The sequence below is a fragment of the Chitinophaga eiseniae genome, from assembly GCF_012641265.1.
Classification (GTDB): Bacteria; Bacteroidota; Bacteroidia; order Chitinophagales; family Chitinophagaceae; genus Chitinophaga; species Chitinophaga eiseniae_A.
In genome coordinates this window covers 430,061-454,212 of the sequence record NZ_JABAHZ010000006.1, presented here as the reverse complement: position 1 = coordinate 454,212, position 24,152 = coordinate 430,061, and the positions used below count along the sequence as shown (strand labels likewise).

Genomic DNA, 24,152 nt, shown 5'->3' with positions numbered 1-24,152 from the left:
AGCTCAAAGCAGGATGCAGTTTTTTCACTTTAAATCATCAGCGTGTGAACAGTTTTGGCAGATTATTCAGGGTCAACGTTTTTGGAGAATCGCATGGCGCCAGCGTAGGCGTAAATATAGATGGGATACCAGCAGGTATACCTTTGAAGCAGGAGGACTTTTTAGCCGACCTGGAACGCCGTAAAGGAGGATCCAGGGGAACCACTCCCCGTAAAGAGGAAGATCTTCCCTTTATCAAATCCGGTGTATTTAACGATCATACTACTGGCGCCCCGGTAACGATACTTTTTGAAAATAACAATACACGTAGCGCAGATTATGAAAAGCTGCGTGAATTTCCCCGCCCCGGCCATGCCGACTTTGTAGCCACCGAAAAATTCGGCGGCTTCGAAGATTACCGTGGCGGTGGGCATTTCAGTGGCCGCCTTACCTTAAACCTGGTAGCGGCAGGTGTGATTGCCAAGAAAATTTTAGGCAGCAATATCCAGGTAAATGCCACCATTACAGAAGTAGGGGGATATGCCAATGCGGAAGAGGGATTGGAAGCTGCTATTGCCGCTAAAGATTCAGTAGGTGGTATCGTGGAATGTGTGGTAGATGGACTGCCTATCGGTTTGGGAGAGCCTTTCTTTGACTCGTTGGAATCAGCCCTCGCGCATGCAGTGTTTGCAATCCCGGCAATTAAAGGCATTGAATTCGGCGCAGGCTTCGCTGCCGCAAAGATGAAAGGCCTGGAACATAACGATGCTATCCTTGATAAAACCGGTAAAACAGCTACCAACCATGCCGGTGGTGTAGTAGGAGGAATTTCTAATGGTAATCCACTGGTGTTCAGGATTGCGGTTAAACCTACCTCCAGCACACCCAAGGAACAACAGACACTGAATATAAAAAGTGGAGAAGTGGAAACATTCAGCGTAAAAGGTCGCCATGATCTTTGTATCGCGCTCCGCGTACCCGTTGTACTGGAAGCGGTGACCGCCATGGTGCTGGCAGATTTTATACTGCTGGAACAGCGCAGGCCCCGCGTATGGCCAGCTACAGGCTTTTAAATATAAATATCCGGCTTTCTGTACCCAGAAAGCCGGATATTATTACTATTGTTCGATCGCGAGCAATTCTACATCAAAAACCAATGCCGCTCCCGGGCCAATTTTAGGACCAGCGCCACGGTCGCCGTACGCCAGCTCAGAAGGAATAAACAGGCGCCATTTGGAACCTACCGGCATTAATTGCAGTGCTTCTGTCCAACCCTTGATCACGCCGCTCACAGGGAAAGAAATAGGTTGACCTCTCTCTACAGAACTATCGAATACAGTACCATCAATTAAAGTACCATGATAATGTGTTTTTACTTTATCATTGATGGTAGGTTTAGGACCATTACCTTCTTTCAGGATCTGGTACTGTAAGCCATCAGGAAGCGTTACCACACCCGGTTTCACTTTATTTTCCGCCAGGAATTTCAGTCCTGCTTCGCGGTTTTTGCTTGCTTTCTCAGCTTTCAGCTGTTGCAGATAGTTACTAATGCTCATATCTATTTGATCTTTTGGCAGTAATGATGTTTGATTTTTCAGGGCCCCCTGTATGGCTTGTGCCAATATAGCGGTATTGATATTCTCCAATCCCTGTGCTTTCAGGTTTTCGGCGATACTGACACCTATACCATAGCTCACGGTATCCAGGCGCGTTTTCAATACCGGCGCTTTAATGGCTGCAGGTTTGGCCACAGGTTTCTTTGGTGTAGGTTTGGTTTGACTGAAACCTTGAACAGACAAGCATCCCAGCGCACCTATAAACAGGTATTTTTTGTACATAAATGAATAATTATCGAAATAATAAGTAAAATAAGGGTTTTTAAGAAAGTGCAAGTTAATATTTTACCCGATACGCTGGGGTGGCCAGAACATTTAGGGTTAAGTGGTTTGTGTTCCTGGTGCAAAAGATATGTCTGTATGAGGCCGGTATACCTGGAAAGAGCGAGAGGAAACGGGGGAGAAGGTCTTTTAGCATGCTACGGTAGATAACAGCAGCATGCTAAAAGATCTATTATTATTTTACTACAGGAAGCATCACGTTGGATGGATGCTGTGCATCGTGGTAGATGCGGATCGTAGCTTTTTTAAAGTCTTTGTCAGTGGCTTTATAGATATCCATGAACTGTTGCGGGTTGCGGTCGGCCAGCGGGAACCAGCTGCTTTGCACCTGTATCATAATGCGGTGTCCCTTCTGGAAAGTATGGGCTACATCCGGCATGGTGAACTTAACAGTGGTAGGCTGATCGGGAACAAATGCTTCTGGCGATTCATAGCTGTTGCGGAATTTGCCTCTCATGATATCGCCCCGTACCAGCATCTGGTAACCGCCCATAGGGTAAGTAGCGGAAGGTACCCGGCGATGCTCGGTGGCTTCATTTTCTTCATATTTAAAATCGTCCGGGAATACATCAATCACTTTTACCACGAAGTCGGCGTCCGTTGTGCTGGTGCTGGCAATCAGGTCGGCCACCACCGGGCCTGCCAGTGTAAGATCCTGGTCCAGTACTTCGCTTTCAAAAACGGCTACATCGGGTCTGCGGGCAGCAAAGCGCTGATCATCGGTCATGTAGTTGATAGTCCGGTTAAAATGCACATCTTCGGTATAAGGTACTGGTTTAGCCGGATCACTCACGTATTCGCTGAAGCTATTGCTGGCAAATGGTTTGCTGAAAGAGAGCTTGCCATTTTCCTGTAAATAAACAGGCGCTTCCTGCATAGCTGCCGGAGGCCATTTAGGCAGCTGCTTCCAGTTGTTTTCGCCGGTGAAGAACACAGTAGCTTCTGCAATAGCGGGGGCTTGTCCTTTACCTTTCAGGTAGTAGTTAAAGAAAGGAATCTCGATATTATTAGCGTAGTATTCAGATGTATTGCTGCCAAAACGAACATTACCCAGGTGGGTACCATCGTTGGATGCCCATTGTCCGTGATACCAGGGACCCATCACGATACGGTTGTTGGTATTCGGATTTCTCTCTTCTATTGTTTTGTAAGTATTCCAGGCGCCAAAGCAATCTTCTGCATCAAACAGGCCCCCTACCTCCAGCATAGCGGGTTTTACATTTTGGAGGAAGTTACGCACGTTGCGGTCTTTCCACCAGCTGTCGTAAGTAGGGTGGGCATACATTTCATTCCAGAAAGGAACGCTGTCACCAATAATTTTGGAGAAATTGGGTAGTGCGCCGGTTTCGAGATAGTACTTATAGTTGTCGTGTGTATAATAGCTGATGCCTGCGGGACCTTCTGTGGTAGGCTTCGGATGCGGATGGTCGAAAACCGTGTAAAAAGAGAAGGCATCCGTGAGCATGAAGGCGCCGTTGTGGTGAAAGTCATCGCCTATAAACCAGTCGGTCACAGGCGCCTGCGGGCTCACCGCTTTCAGTGCCGGATGTCCACTCAATGCCGCCATGGTAGAATAAAAGCCTGGATAGGAAATTCCAAAAACGCCCACGTTGCCATTGTTGCCGGTAACATTCTTTACCAGCCAGTCGATGGTGTCATAGGTATCGCTGGCTTCATCGATATCTTTCTTCCCTTTTTTAGCGGGATTAAAAGGGCGGATGTTCACAAATTTCCCTTCACTCATCCAGGTACCTCTCACATCCTGGACCACCATGATATAGCCTTCTTTCAGGTATTCTTTATAGTGATTTTTGTATAAAGGACGAAAGGCATTTTCCCCATAAGGTGCGCAGGAGTAGGGCGTACGCGTCATTAAGATCGGGTGCTTTTCAGATTGATCCTTAGGTACGTAAATGGAGGTGAATAATTTTACTCCATCGCGCATAGTGATGTACACTTCTTTCTTGGTGTAATGTTCGTACATCCAGAGGGAGTCCTGGTTAACGGCTTTACACGCAACCGGTAACAGGAACATTACGGCGCAGGCCAGCAGCAGCCATTTTCTCATAAACAGTAATTTTGGATTTAGATGGTGGCTAATGTAGTAAAAAAAACGGGGACAGCCCCCGTCTATGTGGGGAATGGTTATTGCCCCAGCTTCTCCCGGTCTTTTTTCGGCAAGCTGGCCACTACCAGGTTATACGAGTTTTTGATCCACTCCAGCAGCAGTTTGTTGGGGATGCCGGAATGTACATCTACTGTGTTCCAGTGTTTTTTATTCATGTGATAACCAGGAATCACGCCTTCATATCGCTCCCGTAATTCAATGGCTTCTTCGGGATCGCATTTCAGGTTAACAGATCCGAAGTCCTCGATATTAGCGAGGGCAAATACTTTTCCTTTTACTTTATACACAAGGGTTTCCTCTCCGAAGGGAAATTCTTCTGTTACGCCGGGAAGGGCCAGGCAATATTCCTGAAATTGTGCCAGGTTCATAATGGATGCAGTTTACAGATTTTTGTATGCAGATGTTTGCATACAAAAATCTGTAAAATTTGGGAGATCTGGGAAGGTCCGTCATAAACAAAAGCCCTGATTCTTTGATAGCGAAGAATCAGGGCTTTTGTTTATGATATGATTACGGGGTCTGTTATTGCACTTTAGTATACGTAAAGACGGTACTTGATCGTACAGAGTCTCTGGTTGAAGGTTTATATTTCACAATTTGCTCTTCCAGCAAGTGGGTAGTAGTGTTGTATTTATTTTCAAAGAGTATTCCAGTGATATAAGAAGGGTCTCCTCCGGAGAGGTAGTTGATTGTTATTTTATTGATATTATGTTTGCTGGGTAACATTAAAAAGGTGGCGCGTTCTGAAAGTTCGCTAATGTATGGGTTATTCAGAAATAGCCAATAGAAAGGATTAGGCATGGAGTCATATTCGAAAGTTGCTTCCGACTTGGAAAAAATATTTTTCCCGCCGGCAAACGTTGTAGTAATCCGCTTCACCAGGTCACCATTTTGATAGATATACTCAATGTAAATGATGGGACGACTCCAAGAAATTGGCAGCCCCGCATTATTGTACTCATAATGGGCGGTATCGTCAATCGTTGGGCCATACGAAACCCAGCGGGTATAGCGCATTGCATTTTGGCCAACCCATACAATAGAGTCATAAGAAAGTGGTGTGATGTTATCCCCACGAAATCCGCTGTTGTAGATAATTCTACCCTTCTCATCATAATGTGTATGTGAGATTCGTAGAGCCCTTTTTCGTTGCCCATTCCGACAGATGCCAGTTGGTACTTGTCGTTATAGTTAAAGGTCATACTGAGAATATATGGCGAGTTGGATGTGAAAGTCGCGGTCTTTATCAGGTAGCCGTCATTTGGAACTTCTGGTTTAACGGTATTGTCTTTTTTTCGACAGCTGATCATGGCCAACAGCGATACAATTGCCAAACATTTTAAGGCACCATTTTTTTTAAATACAAACATAGGTCTACTTTGCAAAAGTATTATTTGGGATATAAAAGTCAGTCTTATACAAGATACAGGGATAGGCAGAGATTAACAAAAAATAAAATAGTCCTGTACGTTAGTATACCAACGCACAGGACCCGGCACGTGAAAAACGATCAATTATTTCTTATTAATGCTGATGATAACACGGGAATATCTTGCATAAGTAATTTCTACTTCCTGGCCGGCACGATAACCTTCCAATGCGCCACGCATCCAGTAAAACAAACGTTTTTTCTTATTCTCCAGCAGGATCATAATATTGGTTTGTGTGTCATTGTTTTCCAGGTAAACAGCTTCCATAGGCGCCTGCACGATACCTTTCTGTAATGCGGTAAGATCTTTTTTAATAGCCCAGTAACGAATATCTGTCACTTTGATCAGGGCAAATATCAATGCTATTACAAAACTCAGCAACCATATCCAGAACCAGAAATTCTTAAACGACAGTAGCGAGTCGTCTGCATCGCCCAGTTTGTTATGTGTGTATAGATAGATTTGAGGAATGATAGCCGCTACCATTAATAAACCAAAACCAATTAAAGCAAACTTGGTTAACTGTTGCTTGTTCTTTTTCAGCGCATCCTGTAATAAAAAATGTTCCTCTGTGGTGATAAAGGTATAGTCAGACATAGTTTTGAAATGGTTTTTCAGTTGGCTAATATATAGATAAACAATTAATTAATATAATTTATATATATAAATTTTTATTCAGTGATTATGATTTTGCTTGATTATTGCTATTTTGTGATAAATTGTGTTAAAATATTATTATATATGAGAGAAATGGAAACCAATAGATGTTAGGACCGCTGCAAGCCTGTTAACGTATATATAATTTCTCCATGTCATTATGAGTGAAAATAGTTTTCTAATTTGCGATCCATCTGACCCATCATTTGTTATACCTCCCCAGCTTAAACCTGTTAATAATAAAACGACAATAGTGAAAAGGATTTTTTTATTCGCCGCCGCCCTGTTGCTGATCAACATAGGCAGCCAGGCGCAGGATACCACCCAGTTAACGGTACCGGAACGGAAAAACAGCGCTACGCAACAAACCCGGCCTTATGTTATCATGATATCTATTGACGGATTTCGCTATGACTACGCTGAAAAATATAACGCTACGCAACTGCTGCAGCTCTCCGGCAATGGAGTACGGGCTACTGCCATGCAGCCCTCTTTTCCTTCTCTCACTTTCCCTAATCACTATTCCCTCGTCACCGGCCTGTATCCGGCACATCACGGACTGGTAGATAATCTTTTCTACGACCGTAAAAGAGATGCTATCTATAAAGTAGGCAACCGCGATGCGGTAGAAGATGGCACCTGGTATAATGGCATCCCATTGTGGGTGCTGGCAGAAAAACAACAAATGCTTAGCGCCAGCTACTTCTGGGTAGGATCGGAAGGCGCCATACAAAATGTTAGGCCCACCTACTATTTCAAATACCAGGAAAAAACAGGTATCGACCAACGTATTCAAACAGTAGTGAACTGGCTGCAACTGCCCGAAGAACAACGCCCCCACCTCATTACCTTCTACTTCCCCGAAGTAGATCATATGGGCCATAAATACGGTCCCGATTCCGACAGCACCCGCAACGCGGTGCAGTTTGTAGACGCCGCCATCGGCAAAATGGTGGCCGCCGTGAATCAACTTCATCTTCCGGTCAACTTTATCGTGGTATCCGATCACGGCATGCTGGAAGTAGATACGGTGCATACCATCAGCATACCCGATGCCCCACAATTGGAGCCATTAAAGAAAATGCCGGGCAATGAAAAGGTCATGTATTACGGGAAGAACGAAGCCGAAATAAAAGCAGCATATGATTATCTGAAGAAAAATGAAAACCATTATACGGCGTATCTGAAGCAGGAAACACCCGCCAGGTGGCACTATGGACAAGAAGATATCTACAACCGTATTGGCGACATCGTGCTGGTAGCGGAAGCGAATTATGTATTTGGTGAGCCAGGCAAAATGCAACATCCCGGACATCACGGGTATGATAATAATCTCACCAACATGAATGCCATATTCATGGCCTGGGGACCCGCCTTCAAGAACAATACCCGCATCGCTACTTTCGAAAACGTACAGGTGTACCCGTTAGTCGCCCGGATCCTGGGCCTGGAGATTACCCAGCCTATCGATGGAAAGCTGGAGGTACTGGAACCTATTCTAAAGTAACAGGAAAGTATACACATAAAAAGGGCGAATCACCATGATTCGCCCTTTTTATATATGTTTAATGGCCGCAGCGCTTAGATGCTCACTGCTTCTTCTGCATAAGCACTGGCAGGTTCGCAGGTGCATATCAGGTTTCTGTCGCCGAAGGTGTTGTTGATACGGCTTACAGATGGCCAGAATTTATTGGCTTTTACATAGTCCAGCGGGAAGGCTGCCTGTTGACGGCTGTATGGACGTGTCCACTCATCGGCAGTGATCAGGAGCTGTGTATGTGGCGCATTTTTCAATACGTTGTTTTGTTTATCCACACTACCGTTTTCTACGGCACGAATTTCTTCGCGGATAGATAACAGCGCATCACAGAAACGATCCAGTTCACCTTTATCTTCACTTTCGGTAGGCTCAATCATAATAGTGCCCGGAACCGGGAAGCTCATGGTAGGAGCGTGGAAACCATAGTCCATCAAACGTTTGGCTACGTCTTCTGCTTCTATGCCGGCGGAGGCTTTAAACGGACGGAGGTCTACGATAAACTCGTGCGCACAGGTACCGTTAACGCCTGTATACAGGATATCATAAGCTTTTTCCAGTCTTGCCTTCATATAGTTGGCATTCAGGATAGCATATTCAGACGCTTGTTTAACACCGTTGGATCCGAGCATACGAATGTAGGCGTAAGAAATCAACAGGATGCTGGCAGAACCAAATGGTGCAGCAGATACCGCGTTGGATTTTTGACCATCGTTCAGGCTAACGTGACCAGGCAGGAACGGAGTCAGGTGTTTGGCCACACAGATTGGACCCATGCCAGGCCCACCACCACCGTGAGGTATAGCAAATGTTTTGTGCAGGTTCAGGTGACATACGTCCGCACCAATCAGGCCGGGAGCAGTTAAACCTACCTGCGCATTCATATTGGCGCCATCCATGTATACTTGTCCGCCATGTTCGTGGATGGTAGCACAGATATCTTTTACGCTTTCTTCATATACACCGTAAGTAGAGGGGTAAGTGATCATGATACCCGCCAGGTCTTTGCTGTAAGTAGCTGCTTTCGCTTTCAGGTCTTCTACATCGATATAACCGTTTTCCAGCGCTTTTACAATCACTACCTTGAATCCTGCCATTACCGCAGATGCAGGGTTGGTACCGTGTGCACTGATAGGGATCAGCATCACATTGCGGTGTCCCTGGCCAATGCTTTGTTGGTATGCACGGATCACCAGCAAACCAGCATACTCGCCTTGCGCACCACTATTAGGTTGCAGGCTGCAGGCATCAAAGCCGGTAATCTTGCTCAGGTATTCACCCAGTTCGGTAGCCATCTGTAAATAACCACCTACCTGGTTTTTAGGCGCAAATGGGTGCATTTTGCTCCAGTGTGCCCAGCTTAAAGGAATCATCTCTGTAGCTGCATTCAGTTTCATGGTGCAGGAACCGAGCGATATCATGGAAGTATTCAGGGAAAGATCTTTATTTTCCAGCATTTTCAGGTAGCGCATCATCAATGACTCGCTATGATAGCTGTTAAATACAGGGTGCGTGAGGTAAGCAGAAGTACGTTGTAAGTCGGCTTGAATACCAATGGCGCCTGTTGTTATTTCAGCAGCATCTGTTTTTCCTGCGCCAAACAAGTGCAGGATATCGTTTACATCTGCAATGGTGGCTGTTTCATCCAGGGAGATACCTACGCTGCCGTTAGCAAAATAACGGAAGTTAATACCAGCCGCTTCTGCGGCAGATTTCACATCTGCGTTTTCCACTACAATGGTATCAAAGAAGTTGTCAGCAGCCAGTTTCAGTCCTTTCGCTTTCAGTTTCTGCGCCAATATATTGGTGAGCAGGGAAATGCGGGTAGCAATATTTTTCAGTCCTGCCGGGCCATGGTATACGGCGTACATAGCAGCCATATTAGCCAGTAATGCCTGGGCAGTACAGATATTGGAAGTAGCTTTTTCACGTTTAATATGCTGTTCACGGGTTTGCAGTGCCATACGCAGTGCGCGGTTGCCCTGTGCATCGATGCTCACACCAATGATACGGCCGGGAATGGAACGTTTAAACTCGTCTTTCACGGCAAAGAAAGCAGCGTGCGGCCCCCCAAAACCCAATGGAACGCCAAAACGTTGAGCAGAACCAAAGGCGGCATCAGCACCCATTTCGCCCGGAGAGGCGAGCAGGGTCAGTGCCAGCAGGTCGGTAGCTACACCAACAAAAGCGCCGGTAGTGTGTACACGCTCAATAAACGCACGGTAATCGGCAGTAGCGCCTACGTTATCAGGATACTGCACTAATGCGCCGAAATAAGTAGCGTCAAATTCGGCTGTTTTATAATCGCCTACTACCACTTCAATTTGCAGTGGTGTAGCGCGGGTATAAATTACATCCAGTGTTTGAGGATATACGTTGTTATCTACAAAAAACTTAGGTCTGGTAACATGATCATGATCTTTGTTCAACGCATTGAAGAACATGGTCATTGCTTCAGCCGCTGCAGTGGCTTCATCCAGCAGGGAGGCGTTGGCAATTGGCAGACCGGTCAGGTCAGCTACCATCGTCTGGTAATTTAGTAAGCTCTCCAGGCGGCCTTGAGAAATTTCTGCCTGGTAAGGAGTATACTGGGTATACCATCCTGGATTTTCAAATACATTACGCAGGATAACACTCGGGGTAATGGTATCAAAGTAACCCTGGCCAATATAGTTGCGATATACCTTGTTCTTCAGCGAAACTTCTTTCAGGTGACGGAGGTAATCACTCTCACTCATTGCAGCAGGAATCGCCAGCGGCTGTTGCATACGGATGGCGCCCGGAACGGTTTTGCTGATCAGCTGGTCCAGGTTGGAGGCCCCAATGGTTTCCAGCATCTGGTTGGTCTCCTCTTCATTCGGCCCTATGTGACGGTGCACGAATTCATTTTGTTGAATATCAAAAAGATTCATGATGTAAGCAGGTAATTTGAAATAGAATGCGCAAAGCTATGCAGATTTTGTACAACGGCCAAACAATCAGCAGGGGCGGGGTAAAACGGTGATAAAAGCCACCCCGTCGGACGTAGACTATGTCATAATTTTGTCCATCTGTTAATTACTTATCTTTGCGGCAAATGAGCAAAATACTAGAAGACTGGGAACAGAAAGCCCGGGATAAGCAAAAGGTAAATAAACAGTTTCTGGCCAAACTGCAAACCCGCCGTGGAAAAGGAGTAGAGAAGATGCTCCCCGAACTGCATGACGAAGCATTCAGTAAAATTGATTGCCTTCAATGCGGCAACTGCTGTAAAACCATCAGCCCCCGCTTTAAAGGGCCCGATATCCGCCGCATTTCCAAGCACTTAGGAATGAAAGAAGGCGAATTTATCGATACTTATCTCCGGATCGACAGCGATGAAGATTATGTGGTGAAATTTACACCCTGTCCCTTCCTGGGCGCCGATAACTATTGCAGCATCTACGAGGTACGCCCCGGCGATTGTGGCAACTATCCCTATACAGATAGCTATGACTTCTTCAAACGTCCTAAAATTACTTACGAAAACAGCACGGTGTGCCCGGCCGTTTACTACGTGTTGGAAAAGTTGAAAGAAAAAATGAATTTATAAAATGCCAGCTTTCAGTAATACACTGAAAGCTGCCTGTTATGCTTTTAAGTCCAGCTTACGCATAGCCGGCGATATCACGTAAGTGGTGAGCACCACACCCAGTGTAACACAGCCCCCAAATACTACAGAAGGCACCAATCCCATAGCTCTGGCCATAAAGCCGCTTTCAAAAGCGCCCAGTTCGTTCGAGGAGCCCACAAACATGGAACTCACGGAGGCCACCCGCCCACGCATGTCATCCGGCGTTTTTAATTGCAGGATCGTTTGACGGATAATGACACTGATGCCATCCAGCGAACCGCTGATCAGCAAAGCAAATATAGACAGGTAGAAATTTTTCGATAAACCAAAGAGTATGATGGTAAGCCCAAAGCCGAAAACTGCCGCCAGCAGCTTAATACCCGGCTTATACACCAATGGCCGGTGTGCCAGGATAAACATGGTCACCAGCGCACCTACGGCCGGCGCCGAACGCAATAATCCATACCCGAAAGAACCTACATGCAGTACATCTGTAGCAAATGCCGGCAACATGGCCACTGCCCCTCCAAACAATACGGCAAACATGTCCAATGCCATGGCATTCAATACCACCTTGGTTTTCCACACGAACCGCATTCCCTTCGTCAATCCGTCCAGGAAACCCTCGCCCTTGGCCTGGTAGTAAACCGGCTTGGGCGCTATTTTTATGATGCTGAATAAAGGCGGAAACAACATGAAAACGACGATCAGCATCGACCAGTGTACGCCAAACCAGTGTATGAAAAGTCCACCCAGCGCAGGCCCCAGCACACCGCCGATCTGCCAGGCCGAGCTGCTCCAGGTAGAAGCATTAGCGTATAGTTCACGCGGTACCAGCAAAGAAAGTAAAGTGAAATTGGCCGGACTTGTAAAAGCCCTGATAATACCACCGAGGAAAACCAGTGCATAAATCAGATTCAGTACCCATTCTTTGGAAATGCCGGCTACGGCACGATCCCAGGTGAGGAGGAACAACCCGGAACTAATAAACACATAGGCAATGATACATTTCATCAACATTCCCCGCTTCTCCCGCTTATCTACCAGGTGACCGGCAAAAGGTGCCAGCAGCACAGCGGGTATCACTTCCGACAAACCAATCAATCCCAATGAAAAAGGATCTTTGGAAATCTCATATACTTTCCACTCTATAATGGCAAATTGCATGGCTAATGCAAATACAATTGCAAAGCGGATAACAAGATAATAATTGAATTCAGGGAACCGCAACGATGCGTAAGGGTCATTCTTTTTCGGTGCCATCGTGTCCAAGCTGTCGTATTTTGCCTGCGAAGATACACATAAAGCTTTCTGCTTTCTTCACTATATTTATTCTGCACTAATACGGCATGCTATGAAGCTATTTCCCCGGATGTTACGGACATTATTGCCGGTATTGCTTGTCCAGGCGGCTTGCGCAAACAACGCCCCCAACGAAAAGGCGGGTAAACACACCGATGCCCCGGTATATAAAGCGAAACTCCAGCTGGTCACCGATGCTTTTATATCTCCCGTAAACATGGCAGTACCGGGAGATGGCTCTGGAAGGCTATTCTTTTGTCAGAAAGAAGGAAAAGTGTGGATTGTACAGCAAAACAAGCTGCTACCGGCTCCTTTTCTCGATGTAAGCCGGGAACTGGTAAATATCAACCCGGGGTATGATGAAAGAGGGCTGCTGGGAATGGCCTTCCATCCTGAATTCCGCACTAACCATAAGTTTTATGTGTATTACAGTGCGCCGTCGGCGAAAAGGGGATATAATCATACCAGCCGCCTGGTGGAATTCACCGCCAGTGCTACCAATCCCAATGTGGCCGACCCGGCTTCCCGGCGGATAGTGATGGAGATAGATGAACCGGAATCCAACCACAATGGTGGTCAGCTCCAGTTTGGTCCCGATGGTTATCTCTATATCGGCCTGGGCGACGGCGGAGGTGGCGGAGATAGGCATGGTACTACAGGCAATGGCCAGGACCTGTCGACTTTACTGGGAAAGATATTACGGATTAATGTAAATGGTAAGCCCTACGCGGTCCCACCCGATAACCCTTTTGTGAATCATCCGGGCGCCAGGGGTGAGATATGGGCCTACGGGTTACGCAATCCCTGGCGTTTTTCGTTCGACAGGAAAAGTAAAATGCTCTTCGTTGCAGATGTAGGACAAGATAAGTATGAAGAGGTGGACATCATTATCCGGGGAGGTAACTATGGCTGGCGCATCATGGAAGGCCTACACGATTACCAGGTGCCTGCCGGCGCCAATAAATCCGGTCTGATAGCGCCTATTCATGAATATAGCCACGATCTGGGGATAAGTGTCACCGGTGGCTACGTATACCGGGGCAATATGATCCCGGCACTGAAAGGAGCCTACGTTTTTGGCGATTACAACGGGAAATCCTTTGTATTGGTTCCCCAGGGGAAAAGCTGGCAACGTGCTAACCTCGACCTGGTAGGCCGTCCGGCCGAAAATATGCAGATCCTCAGCTGGGGAGAGGATGAACAGGGAGAATTGTATATGCTGACCAGTATTTCGGGGAGAAATGGTTTCCAGGGCGCCATCTATAAGTTGGTAAAAGCCTAGGGACTGCCCAACATTTCAGGTACCTTTATCGTTCAATACCCGGCGTAGGCGTAGTTTAAACCCGCCACCAGCAGGCCGCGGAGAGCCGCATATCTGGCCCCGCGCCCGTTTGGCCCAATTTTTTGTTAAAAGGAAATAAATTACTCAGGCAAAGGGTGATTTTATTTTATATTTGATTTGACAACATTTAAGTTCAATTGAGATACATATGAGACTGAAAGTGATTATACCGGTTGTGCTGCTTAGCATCTCCGCAGGGGTGTTGGCCTTTAATAAGCTCGGACATACTGACGATCCCCCCGGACGTTATGAAGTGATTATGAACCTGGTAGGCCAGATGCTGAAAGAAGGGCACTACCAACCGAAAGCAATAGATGATAAATTCTCCACCGAAGTTTTTAATAAATACCTGCGTAGCCTGGACACGGAAAAGAAGTTTTTCCTCAAATCAGATGTGGAAAAACTGTTGCCCTTATCCACGCATATCGACGATGAGCTCAAAGGAGCCCCCATCGATTGTTTCCGCAGTATCAATACATTAATTAAACAACGCGTGGCAGAAGCAGCCGCTATCTACCCGGAAATTCTTGCCCAACCCTTCGATTTTACAGTGGATGAGAAAGTAACCCTCGACCCCGATAAAATCGACTACCCGGCCGACGAAAAAGCACGGAAGGAAGCCTGGCGCAAAGTGCTGAAATATCGTACCCTCGAAAAACTCACCGACCTCCAGGAAATGAGGGAGAAAGATAAAGGGAAAGACAGCGTTAAAGTAAAAACAGATACAGAACTGGAAGCAGAAGCACGCGTAAAAGTGAAACAACTGTATGATCGCTACTTCGACCGTTTAAAGACCCGGCAGAACGATAACGATCGCTTCAACCTGTACGTAAATGCGATCACTACTACGATGGACCCGCATACCGACTACTTCCCGCCCGATGAAAAACGCGCGTTCGAAGAACAAATGGCCGGTAAATTCTTTGGTATCGGTGCACAACTGAAAGAAGAAGGTGATAAAATCAGGGTAGTAAGCATCGTAACCGGTAGTCCCAGCTGGAAGCAGGGACAACTGAAAGCCAACGATGTGATCCAGAAAGTAGCCCAGGGAAATGCAGAACCAGTAGACATTACCGGTTATCCTGTGGAAGACGCTGTAAAACTGATCCGCGGTAAAAAAGGTACGCCGGTAAAACTCACTGTGAAAAGTGCCGATGGTACCGTAAAAGACATTACCATCATCCGGGATGAAATTGTTACAGAGGAAACTTTTGCCAAATCCGCTATCATCAACGGTCAGCATAAAATCGGTTATATCTACCTGCCGGAATTCTATGCCGACTTCAACGACCGCAACGGCGCCCGCAGTGCCGATGACGTAGCGAAAGAAGTGGCTAAACTGAAAGCAGAAAAAGTAGAAGGTATCATCCTCGACCTCCGTTTCAATGGCGGTGGATCTTTACAGGACGTGGTACAAATGGCCGGTCTCTTCATCCCCGAAGGCCCGGTAGTACAGGTGCGTTCCCGTGGCGGTGATGCAGTGGTACTGCGCGACCGCGATAAAAACGTACAATACGATGGCCCGCTGGCTATTATGGTAAACGAATACAGCGCCTCTGCCTCCGAAATTATGGCCGCTGCAATGCAGGACTATAAACGCGCGGTGATCATTGGCAGTACCCAAACCTTTGGTAAGGGCACCGTACAGCGCCTCTTCAACCTGGATGATTTCTATCCGGTGAAAGACGGTGGCAGCCTGGGCGCCCTGAAGCTCACCCAGCAGAAGTTCTACCGTGCCAACGGTGGTTCTACCCAGCTGAAAGGCGTTGCTTCTGATATCGTGTTACCAGATCCTTACTACGAAATTGCAGAACGCAAAGATTCTGATGCCCTGGTTTGGGACGAAATTCCCCGCGCTAATTTCAACGCCTGGTACAACCCGGTGAATGCAGAATCTCTGAAAAGAAACAGTGAAAAAAGAATGGCCACCAGCCCTGCCTTTAAGCTGCTCAACGAAAACCTGAACACACTGAAGAAACTGGAAAAACAGGAGACTTATTCACTGAATCTGCAGACCTATAAATCAGAACAGAAGTCTAACACTGCCGCACTGAAAAAATACGATGCGGTAAACGATAAAGTGAAAGAACTGAACATCATCAATATCAAATCTGATATGGAGAAATTTGGTAGCGACTCTTCCAAGATAGCCCGTAACAAAGACTGGCTCAAGGTAAGAACCAAAGATATCTATCTCGATGAAGCAGTAAATGTAATGAACGACCTGATTGTACAATCGCTGCCAAAAATGCAACGTAAGAATCAGTAAGCATTCCTTCAACAGTAAGTATAAAACAACATAAAAGTGAGCCCGTCTACGGACGGGCTTATTTTTTATACCGGGTAGCCATTATGTAGCCGGCTGGCCTGGCATAAAAAAGCCCCCGTTCTGATTAACAGAACGGGGGCTTTTTTTATCTTTCTGAACCAGGTTAATCTTTCTCTTTTTCTACTACTTCCAGCGCCTTTTTCATCATCGGATCGTCTGCATTGATCGCTTCATAGAAGCCTTCCGTTCTGTATAGCTGACGGGCCAGCATGGCTTTTAATCGCTGGTGAATTTCTTTTTCATCGCGGGGGCCGAGATGGTCCATACCCGGAACGCTGTCTTTCTTCGCATATTCCCTGAACTCATTGAATAAATCGGCACCTGGTTGGTAGGATTTGATGAAATCTTCCGCATTCTTATAAGATTTAAATGCGTCTCTATGTGAAGTGTAGTACTGGTAAGCAAAATTGCTGAAGGTGTTACGGGTATAGATAGCCGTTAAAGTGGGAGTAAAGCGGGAGGTGTCAAACGGAATAAAGATATCCGGAGTAATACCACCACCACCATATACTGTGCGACCGGCTGCCGTTTTGTATATCACAGTATCTGTGATTTTGATACTGTCTTTATTCACCAGTTCTCCATGATGATAACGTTCGGCGATATCTTCATCATAATCATCATGTCCCTTACCATAAGGTTTTTGTATGCTTCTGCCGGAAGGAATATAATAGCGGGCCACGGTAAGGCGCAGGGCGCCGCCGTTGTCGAGGTCATATTGTTCCTGTACCAGGCCTTTACCAAAGGTGCGGCGACCGATAATAGTGCCACGGTCCCAGTCCTGTATGGCACCGGAAAGGATTTCGCTGGCGGAGGCAGAGCCTTCATCGGTTAACACAGCCAGGGAGCCTTTTTCAAACATACCAGGGCGTTTGGTTTTATAGTCGGTACGTGGAAAATCTTTCCCCTTGGTGTATACAATGAGTTTATCATCTCCCAGTAACTCATCGGCAATGCGGGTAGCTGCATCCAGGTAACCGCCCGGGTTTTGCCGGAGGTCGATGATCAGTTTTTTCATGCCCTGTTTATCCAGTACGCGGATCGCTTTCATGAATTCGTCGTAGGTAGTGGCGGAAAACTTACTGATCTTGATGTAGCCCACACCCGGAGCCGCCATGTAACTGGCGTCTACACTATATAAAGGAATAACGCCTCTTTTGATAGGAACCTGGATTTTCTTTTGCTGGCGCAGGATCACGGTATTTACCAGGGAACCGGCCGGTCCGCGCAGGAGCTTGCGGATTCTGTCTGGCGTAATATTGTTACCCGCTACCAGGCTGTCATTTACCTTGAGGATCTTATCGCCGGTTTGTACGCCTGCGGTTTCAGAAGGACCACCACTCAATACGCTTACTACGTTTACCGTATCGGCGGTGATGTTGAATTCTACCCCTATGCCTTCGAAATTGCCCTCCATGTCTTCATTAACCCGTTGCAGTTCTGAAGGCGGAATATAAATCGAGTGGGGATCGAGGTGGCTCAACAGGCCGTCGATAGCTTCCTGTTGCAAGTCATCGGTATTGAGTGAATCAACATATTTGGCTTTGATCAGATCCATTACCTCCTGCAGGGGCCCTTTACTGGGCTTGGCAAAGAATACGGTGGCTCCTCCATTGTTCGATCCCGGCATTTTATGCCCGAGAAACATTCCCAGGGCTAGTACAACCGCAAAGAGCAGAGGTAAAAAAACATTCAACTTCCTGTTAGACATAATCAGATTATTATCCCGCTAATTTTATATGACCAATCTTTAGACATGTGGTGTAAAGACCTGGCGGAAAGCCGCCTGCCGCACACATGAATCATCATCATTTAAACTTAAAAGGCCTATTTGCTTATATGATGCCCTTTTGTTTAAATTGTGACAAAAATAGCATAAATCAGGTGCAAACTTTTAGGATTCTTTAATTTCATAAATTACCAGATATGGGCACTGGAATAAAGCTGATAGCAGATAGTGGATCTACGAAGACGGAATGGGGCGTTTTGGGCGCCGGTGAACCAATTATATTGAAAACGCAGGGGGTAAGCCCCTATTTTCAGTCAGCAGAGCAAATCAGGGCTATCCTGGCAACAGAGCTGCAGCCGCAATTGCCCGCCAATAGCCAGGTAACAGCCGTTTATTTTTATGGCACCGGTCTATCCCAGCCAAAGAATCTGCAATTGGTCACCGATGCTATCAGGGCCGTTTGGCCACAGGCCGAAGCAGAGGTACAGCACGATCTGATGGGGGCTGCCCGCTCACTTTGCGGACGGGAAGAAGGCGTAGTCAGTATTTTGGGTACTGGTTCCAATTCCTGTTATTATGATGGTAAGGAGATTGTAAAGAATAATCCCGGCCTGGGATACATCCTGGGCGACGAAGGCAGCGGAGCTTACCTGGGCAGAAAAGTGTTGCAGTACTACCTCTACAACAGTTTTGATGAAGACCTGCACGCCCGCTTTGAATATAAATACAATACCAATAAAGATGAAATATTGGAAAACGTATATCGTAAACCGTTAGCCAACCGCTACCTGGCCGGGTTTACGACGTTTCTCTCGGAAAACCGCCAGCATTTCATGATTGAAAATATCCTGGAAGATGGTTTAAACGACTTCTTCTTTAATCATATTTATAAATACCGGGAAAGCTGGACCACCTCCCTGCATTTTACCGGTGGGGTAGCCTGGACTTTCCGCGACATCCTGACAGAGTTATGCGAACTATATGAATTGCCCATGGGCAAGGTATTGCGTACGCCTATGGACGGATTGCTGGAGTATCATCGTTAATCATTTTCAAGTTATCAATATGTCATTTATTAAAGTAACGGAACAGGCTTCCCATTACCGCCACCTCGAGAAAATGAGCGTGACCGAATTGCTGGTGAATATGAACAAGGAAGATCAGACCGTTCCGTTGGCAGTGGAGAAGTGTATTCCCCAGATTGAAAAGCTGGTCACTGCCATTGCCGATAAAATGCTGGCCGGTGGCCGTTTGTTTTATTTAGGCGCAGGTACCAGCGGCCGCCTGGGAGTAGTAGATGCGTCGGAATGCCCGCCTACCTTTGGCGTGCCCCAGGGACTGGTAGTAGGGCTCATTGCAGGCGGCGACAGTGCCATCCGCAAGGCAGTGGAATTTGCAGAAGACGACAGGCAGCAGGGTTGGGCTGACTTACAAGCGTATAATATTACTGACAAAGATGTGGTGGTAGGTATTGCAGCCAGTGGTACTACGCCTTATGTGATTGGCGCGCTGGATGAATGCCGCGGCCATGGTATTGTAACCGGCAGCATCAGCTGTAACCCCGATACGCCGGTTTCAGCGGCAGCAGACTTCCCGGTGGAAGTAGTGGTGGGCCCTGAGTTTGTAACCGGTAGTACCCGCCTGAAAAGCGGTACGGCGCAAAAACTGGTATTGAATATGATTTCTACTGCCGTGATGATACAATTGGGCAGGGTTGAAGATAACAAGATGGTGAATATGCAGCTCAGCAACGAAAAGCTGGTAGACCGTGGCGTAAAAATGCTGATGGAACAGCTATCACTCACCGACTATAACCAGGCCCAGGAGCTGTTACTCAAGGCTGGCAGCGTGAAAAAAGCAGTAGATGATTTTGTGAAAAAATGACCTTTATACAGATAACCCAGGTATGCACGACATAGAACCATACTATAATTGGCGGCATTTGTACACCGCGGAAGAAGATGAGTATTCGCCTTTCTATGGGCGGGAGTATAGCGAGTTTGAATATTCCAATGCAGTATATAATTATTATATACACCCGCAATGGGATGAATTTGGCTCCCGGAATCTCTATATGAAAATCCTGTTTACCGATTACCAGTTCAATTTTACCATCATAGAATTATTGGGAGAATGGAATGATGCGGTAGACAATGATATTATGACCATGAAGCGCAATATTATTGATACGCTTATTGCACAAGGGATAACCAAGTTTATACTCATTACTGAAAACGTGATGAACTTCCATTCTTCCGATGATTGTTACTACGAAGAATGGTGGGAAGACATCCGTGACGAGGGGGGCTGGATCGTAAGCCTGAACATGCCATCGCAGACCCGTGCTGAGTTTGAACAGGCACACCTGGATCATTACGTCCACCTGATCGACGACGATAAATGGCGAACCTATCAGCCAATGCACCTGTTTAATATGGTGGACAATATCATGTTGAAACGCCTGGAATAATATTAATTTTCATTACAAAATGAAAGATATTATGCGTGAATATATGTAAATCATCTTGTTATGCATATTAACATTAGTTTATTCGTATGAAAACCTGATAAATATCATTTGGTTTTTATTTTTCCTGCGTTAAATTTGCCCGACATTTCAATCATCTTTTTATACTAGGAAGCTTAGAATTTTACTTATGAAGTGGTCACAGTTCTTTAATACCTCTATCGGTAAGAAGTTATTGGTAGGTGCTACCGGCTTGTTTCTTTGCAGTTTTGTTATCGTACACCTGGCTGGAAATTTCCAGTTATTGTACAATGACGAGGGCAAGGCCTTCAACGCATACGCCGCGTTTATGGGACACAATAGCCTGATTCAGTTTATTGCCTGGGGGCTGAAAATTGTGATTCTGTTACACGCATTTATTGCGATACAGCTTACATTCAGCAACAGAGCTGCCCGTCCGGTGAAATATGCCGTTAATCCGGGTAATCAAACATCTTCCTGGTTCAGCCGCCAGATGGCCATCATGGGAAGCATTCTCTTCATCTTTATCGTTATCCACCTGGCTAACTTCTGGGCAAAATTTCACTACGGTGAAATGCCGCTCCACACTTATCCCGGCCAGGAAGAACCACTGAAGGATCTGTACCTGGTATCCCAGGAAACTTTTAAAACCGGCTGGTTAGTGGTATTGTATGTGATCGGCATGATCGGCTTATCTTTCCACCTGATCCATGGTTTCAAAAGCGCCTGCCAGACCTTCGGTTTAAATCATAAAAAATACAATGGCTTACTCAGCTTCATTGGTATATGGCTGTTTGGAATAGCGATCCCTGTTGGCTTTGCTATTATCCCTGTTGTAATCTATTTCAAATAATTCTGTAAAGTAAGGATATATGTTGGACTCAAAGATTCCTAAAGGCTCATTAAATTCCAAGTGGGAAGACTATAAAGGACATTGTAAATTGGTAAACCCTGCCAATAAACGTAGTCTGGAAGTAATTGTGGTAGGTACAGGTTTGGCCGGCGCTTCTGCAGCTGCGTCATTAGGTGAGTTAGGATACAAAGTAAAAGCATTCTGCTTTCAGGATAGTCCGCGTCGCGCCCACAGTATTGCTGCACAGGGCGGTATCAACGCGGCCAAGAATTATCAGAACGATGGTGACTCCGTTTTCCGTTTGTTCTACGATACAGTAAAAGGTGGTGACTATCGCGCCCGCGAAGCTAACGTACACCGTTTGGCGGAAGTGAGCGGTAACATTATAGATCAATGCGTGGCACAGGGTGTTCCCTTTGCACGTGAATACGGCGGCCTGCTGAGTAACCGTTCTTTCGGTGGTACACAGGTACAACGTACTTTTTATGCCGCTGGTCAAACCGGTCAGCAGCTGCTCCTCGGCGCCTACTCCGCACTGGAACGCCAGGTAGCTTTAGGGAATGTGAAAATGTATAACCGCCATGAAATGCTCGACATCGTGAAAATAGATGGAAAAGCACGCGGTATCATTGCACGTAACCTGATCAATGGTGAGCTGGAACGCCACTTCGGCCATGCAGTACTGATCTGTAGTGGCGGTTATGGTAACGTATTCTTCCTGTCTACCAACGCCATGGGTTCTAACGTAACAGCCGCCTGGAAAGCCACCAAGAACGGCGCTTACTTCGCTAATCCCTGCTTCACACAGATCCACCCGACCTGTATCCCGGTTTCCGGCGATCACCAGTCTAAACTGACCCTCATGTCAGAATCTCTGCGTAATGATGGTCGTATCTGGGTGCCTAAAAAACAAAACGATACCCGCAAAGCCGGCGATATTCCTGAAGAAGAAAGGGACTATTACCTGGAAAGAAGATATCCTGCCTTCGGTAACCTCGTACCCCGTGACGTGGCTTCCCGTGCAGCAAAAGAAAGATGCGATGCCGGCTATGGCGTAGGTACCTCCAAACAGGCGGTATTCCTCGACTTCGCCGCAGCGATCGAACGCTATGGTAACATTGAAGTGGGTAAACGCCAGATGAGCAATGTTTCCAAAGAAGAAATCATTAAACTGGGTAAAGAAGTAGTAGCCGAAAAATATGGTAACCTGTTCGACATGTACGCCAAAATTACCGGTGAAAATCCTTACGAAACCCCTATGCGTATTTACCCTGCAGTACACTACACCATGGGTGGCCTGTGGGTAGATTACGAACTGGGTACTACCGTTCCTGGTCTGTATTCCCTGGGTGAAGCCAACTTCTCTGACCACGGCGCTAACCGCCTCGGTGCATCTGCACTGATGCAGGGACTGGCCGATGGTTACTTCGTTATCCCTTACACCGTAGGTAACTACCTGGCAGATGAAATCCGCACGAAAGCTATTCCAACCGACCACCCTGCGTTCGTAGAAGCAGAGAAGAAAGTTAGAGATACTATCAATAAATTCTTTGCCATCAAGGGAACCAAATCCGTTGATTTCTACCACAAAAAATTGGGTAAGATCATGTGGGATAAATGCGGTATGGCACGTAATGAGCAGGGCCTGAAAGAAGCGATCCAGGAAATCAAAGCACTGCGCGCCGAGTTCTGGAGCAACGTAAGAGTACCAGGCGAAGCCAACGAATTTAACCCTGAGCTGGAAAAAGCCGGCCGCGTAGCCGACTTCCTCGAACTGGGTGAACTGATGTGTCTTGATGCCTTGAATCGCCGTGAATCCTGTGGTGGTCACTTCCGTGAAGAATCACAAACAGAAGATGGTGAAGCAAAACGCGACGACGAAAACTTCAGCTATGTGGCTGCATGGGAATACAAAGGCGAAGGCCAGTACGAACTGCACAAAGAACCACTGGTATTCGAAGAATGTAAACCTACACAACGTAGCTACAAATAATGGTTATTGGCTGACTGTTTAACGGTTAACCAGGATTATAAATCAAATAATTGTCCAAGGTATATGGAACATTATAACATGAACCTCACATTAAAAGTGTGGAGGCAGAAAAACAAAAACGATCAGGGTAAATTTGAAACTTTACAGGCTAAAAACATTTCTTCTGAAATGTCTTTCCTGGAAATGTTCGATGTGGTGAATGAAGAGTTGATCAACGAAGGAAAAGATCCCATCGCATTCGACCACGATTGCCGCGAAGGTATCTGCGGTATGTGCTCCATGCACATCAATGGCCGCGCTCACGGTCCATGGGATGGCACTACTACCTGCCAGCTGCATATGCGCGCTTTCAAAGATGGCGATACTATCACAGTAGAACCCTGGAGAGCTGGTGCATTCCCGGTGGTAAAAGACTTAACAGTAGACAGATCTGCTTTTGATCGTATCATCGAAGCAGGTGGTTATATTTCTGTAAATACAGGTAACGCACAGGATGCCAACTGTATCCCGGTAGATAAAACCAAAGCAGACCTGGCGTTTGCAGCAGCTGCCTGTATCGGTTGCGGCGCCTGTGTAGCAGCTTGTAAAAACTCATCTGCTATGTTGTTTGTGTCTGCAAAGGTATCCCAGCTGGCCTTGCTGCCACAGGGACATCCTGAAAAACACAGCCGTGCACTCAACATGGTAGCTCAAATGGACAAGGAAGGCTTTGGTAGCTGTACCAACACCGGCGCCTGCGAAGCAGAATGTCCGAAAGAAATTTCCCTCACGAATATCGCCCGCCTCAACCGCGAGTTTATCGGTGCAGGTTTATCTTCTGAGAAATAAGCAAATAATAAGTTATAAAGAAAGCCGTCTCTATTTAACAGAGACGGCTTTCTTGTTTTACAAACGC

The 24,152-nt window shown here is 46.4% G+C and carries 19 protein-coding genes; 11 read left to right on the top strand and 8 right to left on the bottom strand.

The window, feature by feature from the left end; all coding sequences use genetic code 11:
* Positions 1–44: 44 nt before the first annotated feature.
* The gene (locus HGH91_RS24010; protein ID WP_168741378.1) at positions 45–1,052 is read left to right on the top strand and encodes a chorismate synthase; all 1,008 of its coding nucleotides are present in this window, start codon (positions 45–47) and stop codon (positions 1,050–1,052) included.
* Between the two features lie 45 nt (positions 1,053–1,097).
* On the opposite strand, the gene HGH91_RS24005 is transcribed toward HGH91_RS24010, so the two are convergent.
* The 5 genes from HGH91_RS24005 to HGH91_RS23985 all read right to left on the bottom strand — a co-directional run bounded on the left by HGH91_RS24005 (position 1,098) and on the right by HGH91_RS23985 (position 6,032).
* A complete protein-coding gene (locus tag HGH91_RS24005) occupies positions 1,098–1,817 on the bottom strand; it encodes an FKBP-type peptidyl-prolyl cis-trans isomerase (RefSeq protein ID WP_168741376.1) in 720 nt (239 codons plus the stop codon).
* 235 nt (positions 1,818–2,052) lie between these two features.
* A complete protein-coding gene (locus tag HGH91_RS24000; RefSeq protein ID WP_168741374.1) occupies positions 2,053–3,945 on the bottom strand; it encodes a CocE/NonD family hydrolase in 1,893 nt (630 codons plus the stop codon).
* Between the two features lie 77 nt (positions 3,946–4,022).
* Positions 4,023–4,373, bottom strand: coding sequence for an MmcQ/YjbR family DNA-binding protein (locus HGH91_RS23995; protein ID WP_168741372.1), 351 nt, complete (start codon positions 4,371–4,373; stop codon positions 4,023–4,025).
* A 154-nt stretch (positions 4,374–4,527) separates the two neighbouring features.
* Positions 4,528–5,022, bottom strand: a complete 495-nt coding sequence (locus HGH91_RS23990) for a hypothetical protein (protein ID WP_168741371.1) — start codon at positions 5,020–5,022, stop codon at positions 4,528–4,530.
* 497 nt (positions 5,023–5,519) lie between these two features.
* Positions 5,520–6,032, bottom strand: a complete 513-nt coding sequence (locus HGH91_RS23985; protein WP_168741370.1) for a hypothetical protein — start codon at positions 6,030–6,032, stop codon at positions 5,520–5,522.
* A gap of 313 nt (positions 6,033–6,345) precedes the next feature.
* Between HGH91_RS23985 and HGH91_RS23980 the strand changes: the two genes are divergently transcribed.
* Positions 6,346–7,599, top strand: a complete 1,254-nt coding sequence (locus HGH91_RS23980) for an ectonucleotide pyrophosphatase/phosphodiesterase (protein ID WP_168741368.1) — start codon at positions 6,346–6,348, stop codon at positions 7,597–7,599.
* A 74-nt stretch (positions 7,600–7,673) separates the two neighbouring features.
* On the opposite strand, the gene gcvP is transcribed toward HGH91_RS23980, so the two are convergent.
* Positions 7,674–10,541, bottom strand: coding sequence for an aminomethyl-transferring glycine dehydrogenase (gene gcvP, locus HGH91_RS23975; protein ID WP_168741366.1), 2,868 nt, complete (start codon positions 10,539–10,541; stop codon positions 7,674–7,676).
* Between the two features lie 164 nt (positions 10,542–10,705).
* On the opposite strand from gcvP, the gene HGH91_RS23970 reads away from it, so the two are divergent.
* Positions 10,706–11,200 carry a YkgJ family cysteine cluster protein gene (locus HGH91_RS23970; protein ID WP_168741364.1) on the top strand — a complete coding sequence of 165 codons (495 nt, stop codon included), beginning with the start codon at positions 10,706–10,708 and terminating at the stop codon, positions 11,198–11,200.
* Positions 11,201–11,236: 36 nt separating this feature from the next.
* On the opposite strand, the gene HGH91_RS23965 is transcribed toward HGH91_RS23970, so the two are convergent.
* Positions 11,237–12,484 (bottom strand): MFS transporter, encoded by a 1,248-nt coding sequence (locus HGH91_RS23965; protein WP_168741491.1) that lies wholly within the window; start codon positions 12,482–12,484, stop codon positions 11,237–11,239.
* A 91-nt stretch (positions 12,485–12,575) separates the two neighbouring features.
* On the opposite strand from HGH91_RS23965, the gene HGH91_RS23960 reads away from it, so the two are divergent.
* Together HGH91_RS23960 and HGH91_RS23955 are read left to right on the top strand one after the other, a co-directional pair.
* Positions 12,576–13,805, top strand: a complete 1,230-nt coding sequence (locus tag HGH91_RS23960) for a PQQ-dependent sugar dehydrogenase (protein WP_211092400.1) — start codon at positions 12,576–12,578, stop codon at positions 13,803–13,805.
* A gap of 208 nt (positions 13,806–14,013) precedes the next feature.
* Positions 14,014–16,134: a carboxy terminal-processing peptidase gene (locus tag HGH91_RS23955; RefSeq protein ID WP_168741362.1), complete on the top strand. Its 2,121-nt coding sequence runs from the start codon at positions 14,014–14,016 to the stop codon at positions 16,132–16,134.
* A 163-nt stretch (positions 16,135–16,297) separates the two neighbouring features.
* Here HGH91_RS23955 and HGH91_RS23950 read toward each other — a convergent pair whose 3' ends face one another.
* A complete protein-coding gene (locus tag HGH91_RS23950) occupies positions 16,298–17,905 on the bottom strand; it encodes a S41 family peptidase (protein ID WP_247651829.1) in 1,608 nt (535 codons plus the stop codon).
* A 215-nt stretch (positions 17,906–18,120) separates the two neighbouring features.
* Between HGH91_RS23950 and HGH91_RS23945 the strand changes: the two genes are divergently transcribed.
* The 6 genes from HGH91_RS23945 (at position 18,121) to HGH91_RS23920 (ending at position 24,085) form a co-directional block, all read left to right on the top strand.
* A complete protein-coding gene (locus tag HGH91_RS23945; protein WP_168741360.1) occupies positions 18,121–18,969 on the top strand; it encodes a BadF/BadG/BcrA/BcrD ATPase family protein in 849 nt (282 codons plus the stop codon).
* A 19-nt stretch (positions 18,970–18,988) separates the two neighbouring features.
* Positions 18,989–19,807 (top strand): N-acetylmuramic acid 6-phosphate etherase, encoded by an 819-nt coding sequence (gene murQ / locus HGH91_RS23940; RefSeq protein ID WP_168741358.1) that lies wholly within the window; start codon positions 18,989–18,991, stop codon positions 19,805–19,807.
* 22 nt (positions 19,808–19,829) lie between these two features.
* Positions 19,830–20,393: a hypothetical protein gene (locus tag HGH91_RS23935; protein ID WP_168741357.1), complete on the top strand. Its 564-nt coding sequence runs from the start codon at positions 19,830–19,832 to the stop codon at positions 20,391–20,393.
* Positions 20,394–20,580: 187 nt separating this feature from the next.
* On the top strand, positions 20,581–21,264 hold the full coding sequence (locus tag HGH91_RS23930) for a succinate dehydrogenase cytochrome b subunit (protein WP_168741356.1): 684 nt from the start codon (positions 20,581–20,583) through the stop codon (positions 21,262–21,264).
* A gap of 19 nt (positions 21,265–21,283) precedes the next feature.
* Entirely contained in the window at positions 21,284–23,257 is a 1,974-nt protein-coding gene (locus HGH91_RS23925) for a fumarate reductase/succinate dehydrogenase flavoprotein subunit (protein ID WP_168741354.1), read from the top strand.
* A gap of 63 nt (positions 23,258–23,320) precedes the next feature.
* Positions 23,321–24,085: a succinate dehydrogenase/fumarate reductase iron-sulfur subunit gene (locus HGH91_RS23920; RefSeq protein WP_168741352.1), complete on the top strand. Its 765-nt coding sequence runs from the start codon at positions 23,321–23,323 to the stop codon at positions 24,083–24,085.
* Positions 24,086–24,152: the final 67 nt, after the last annotated feature.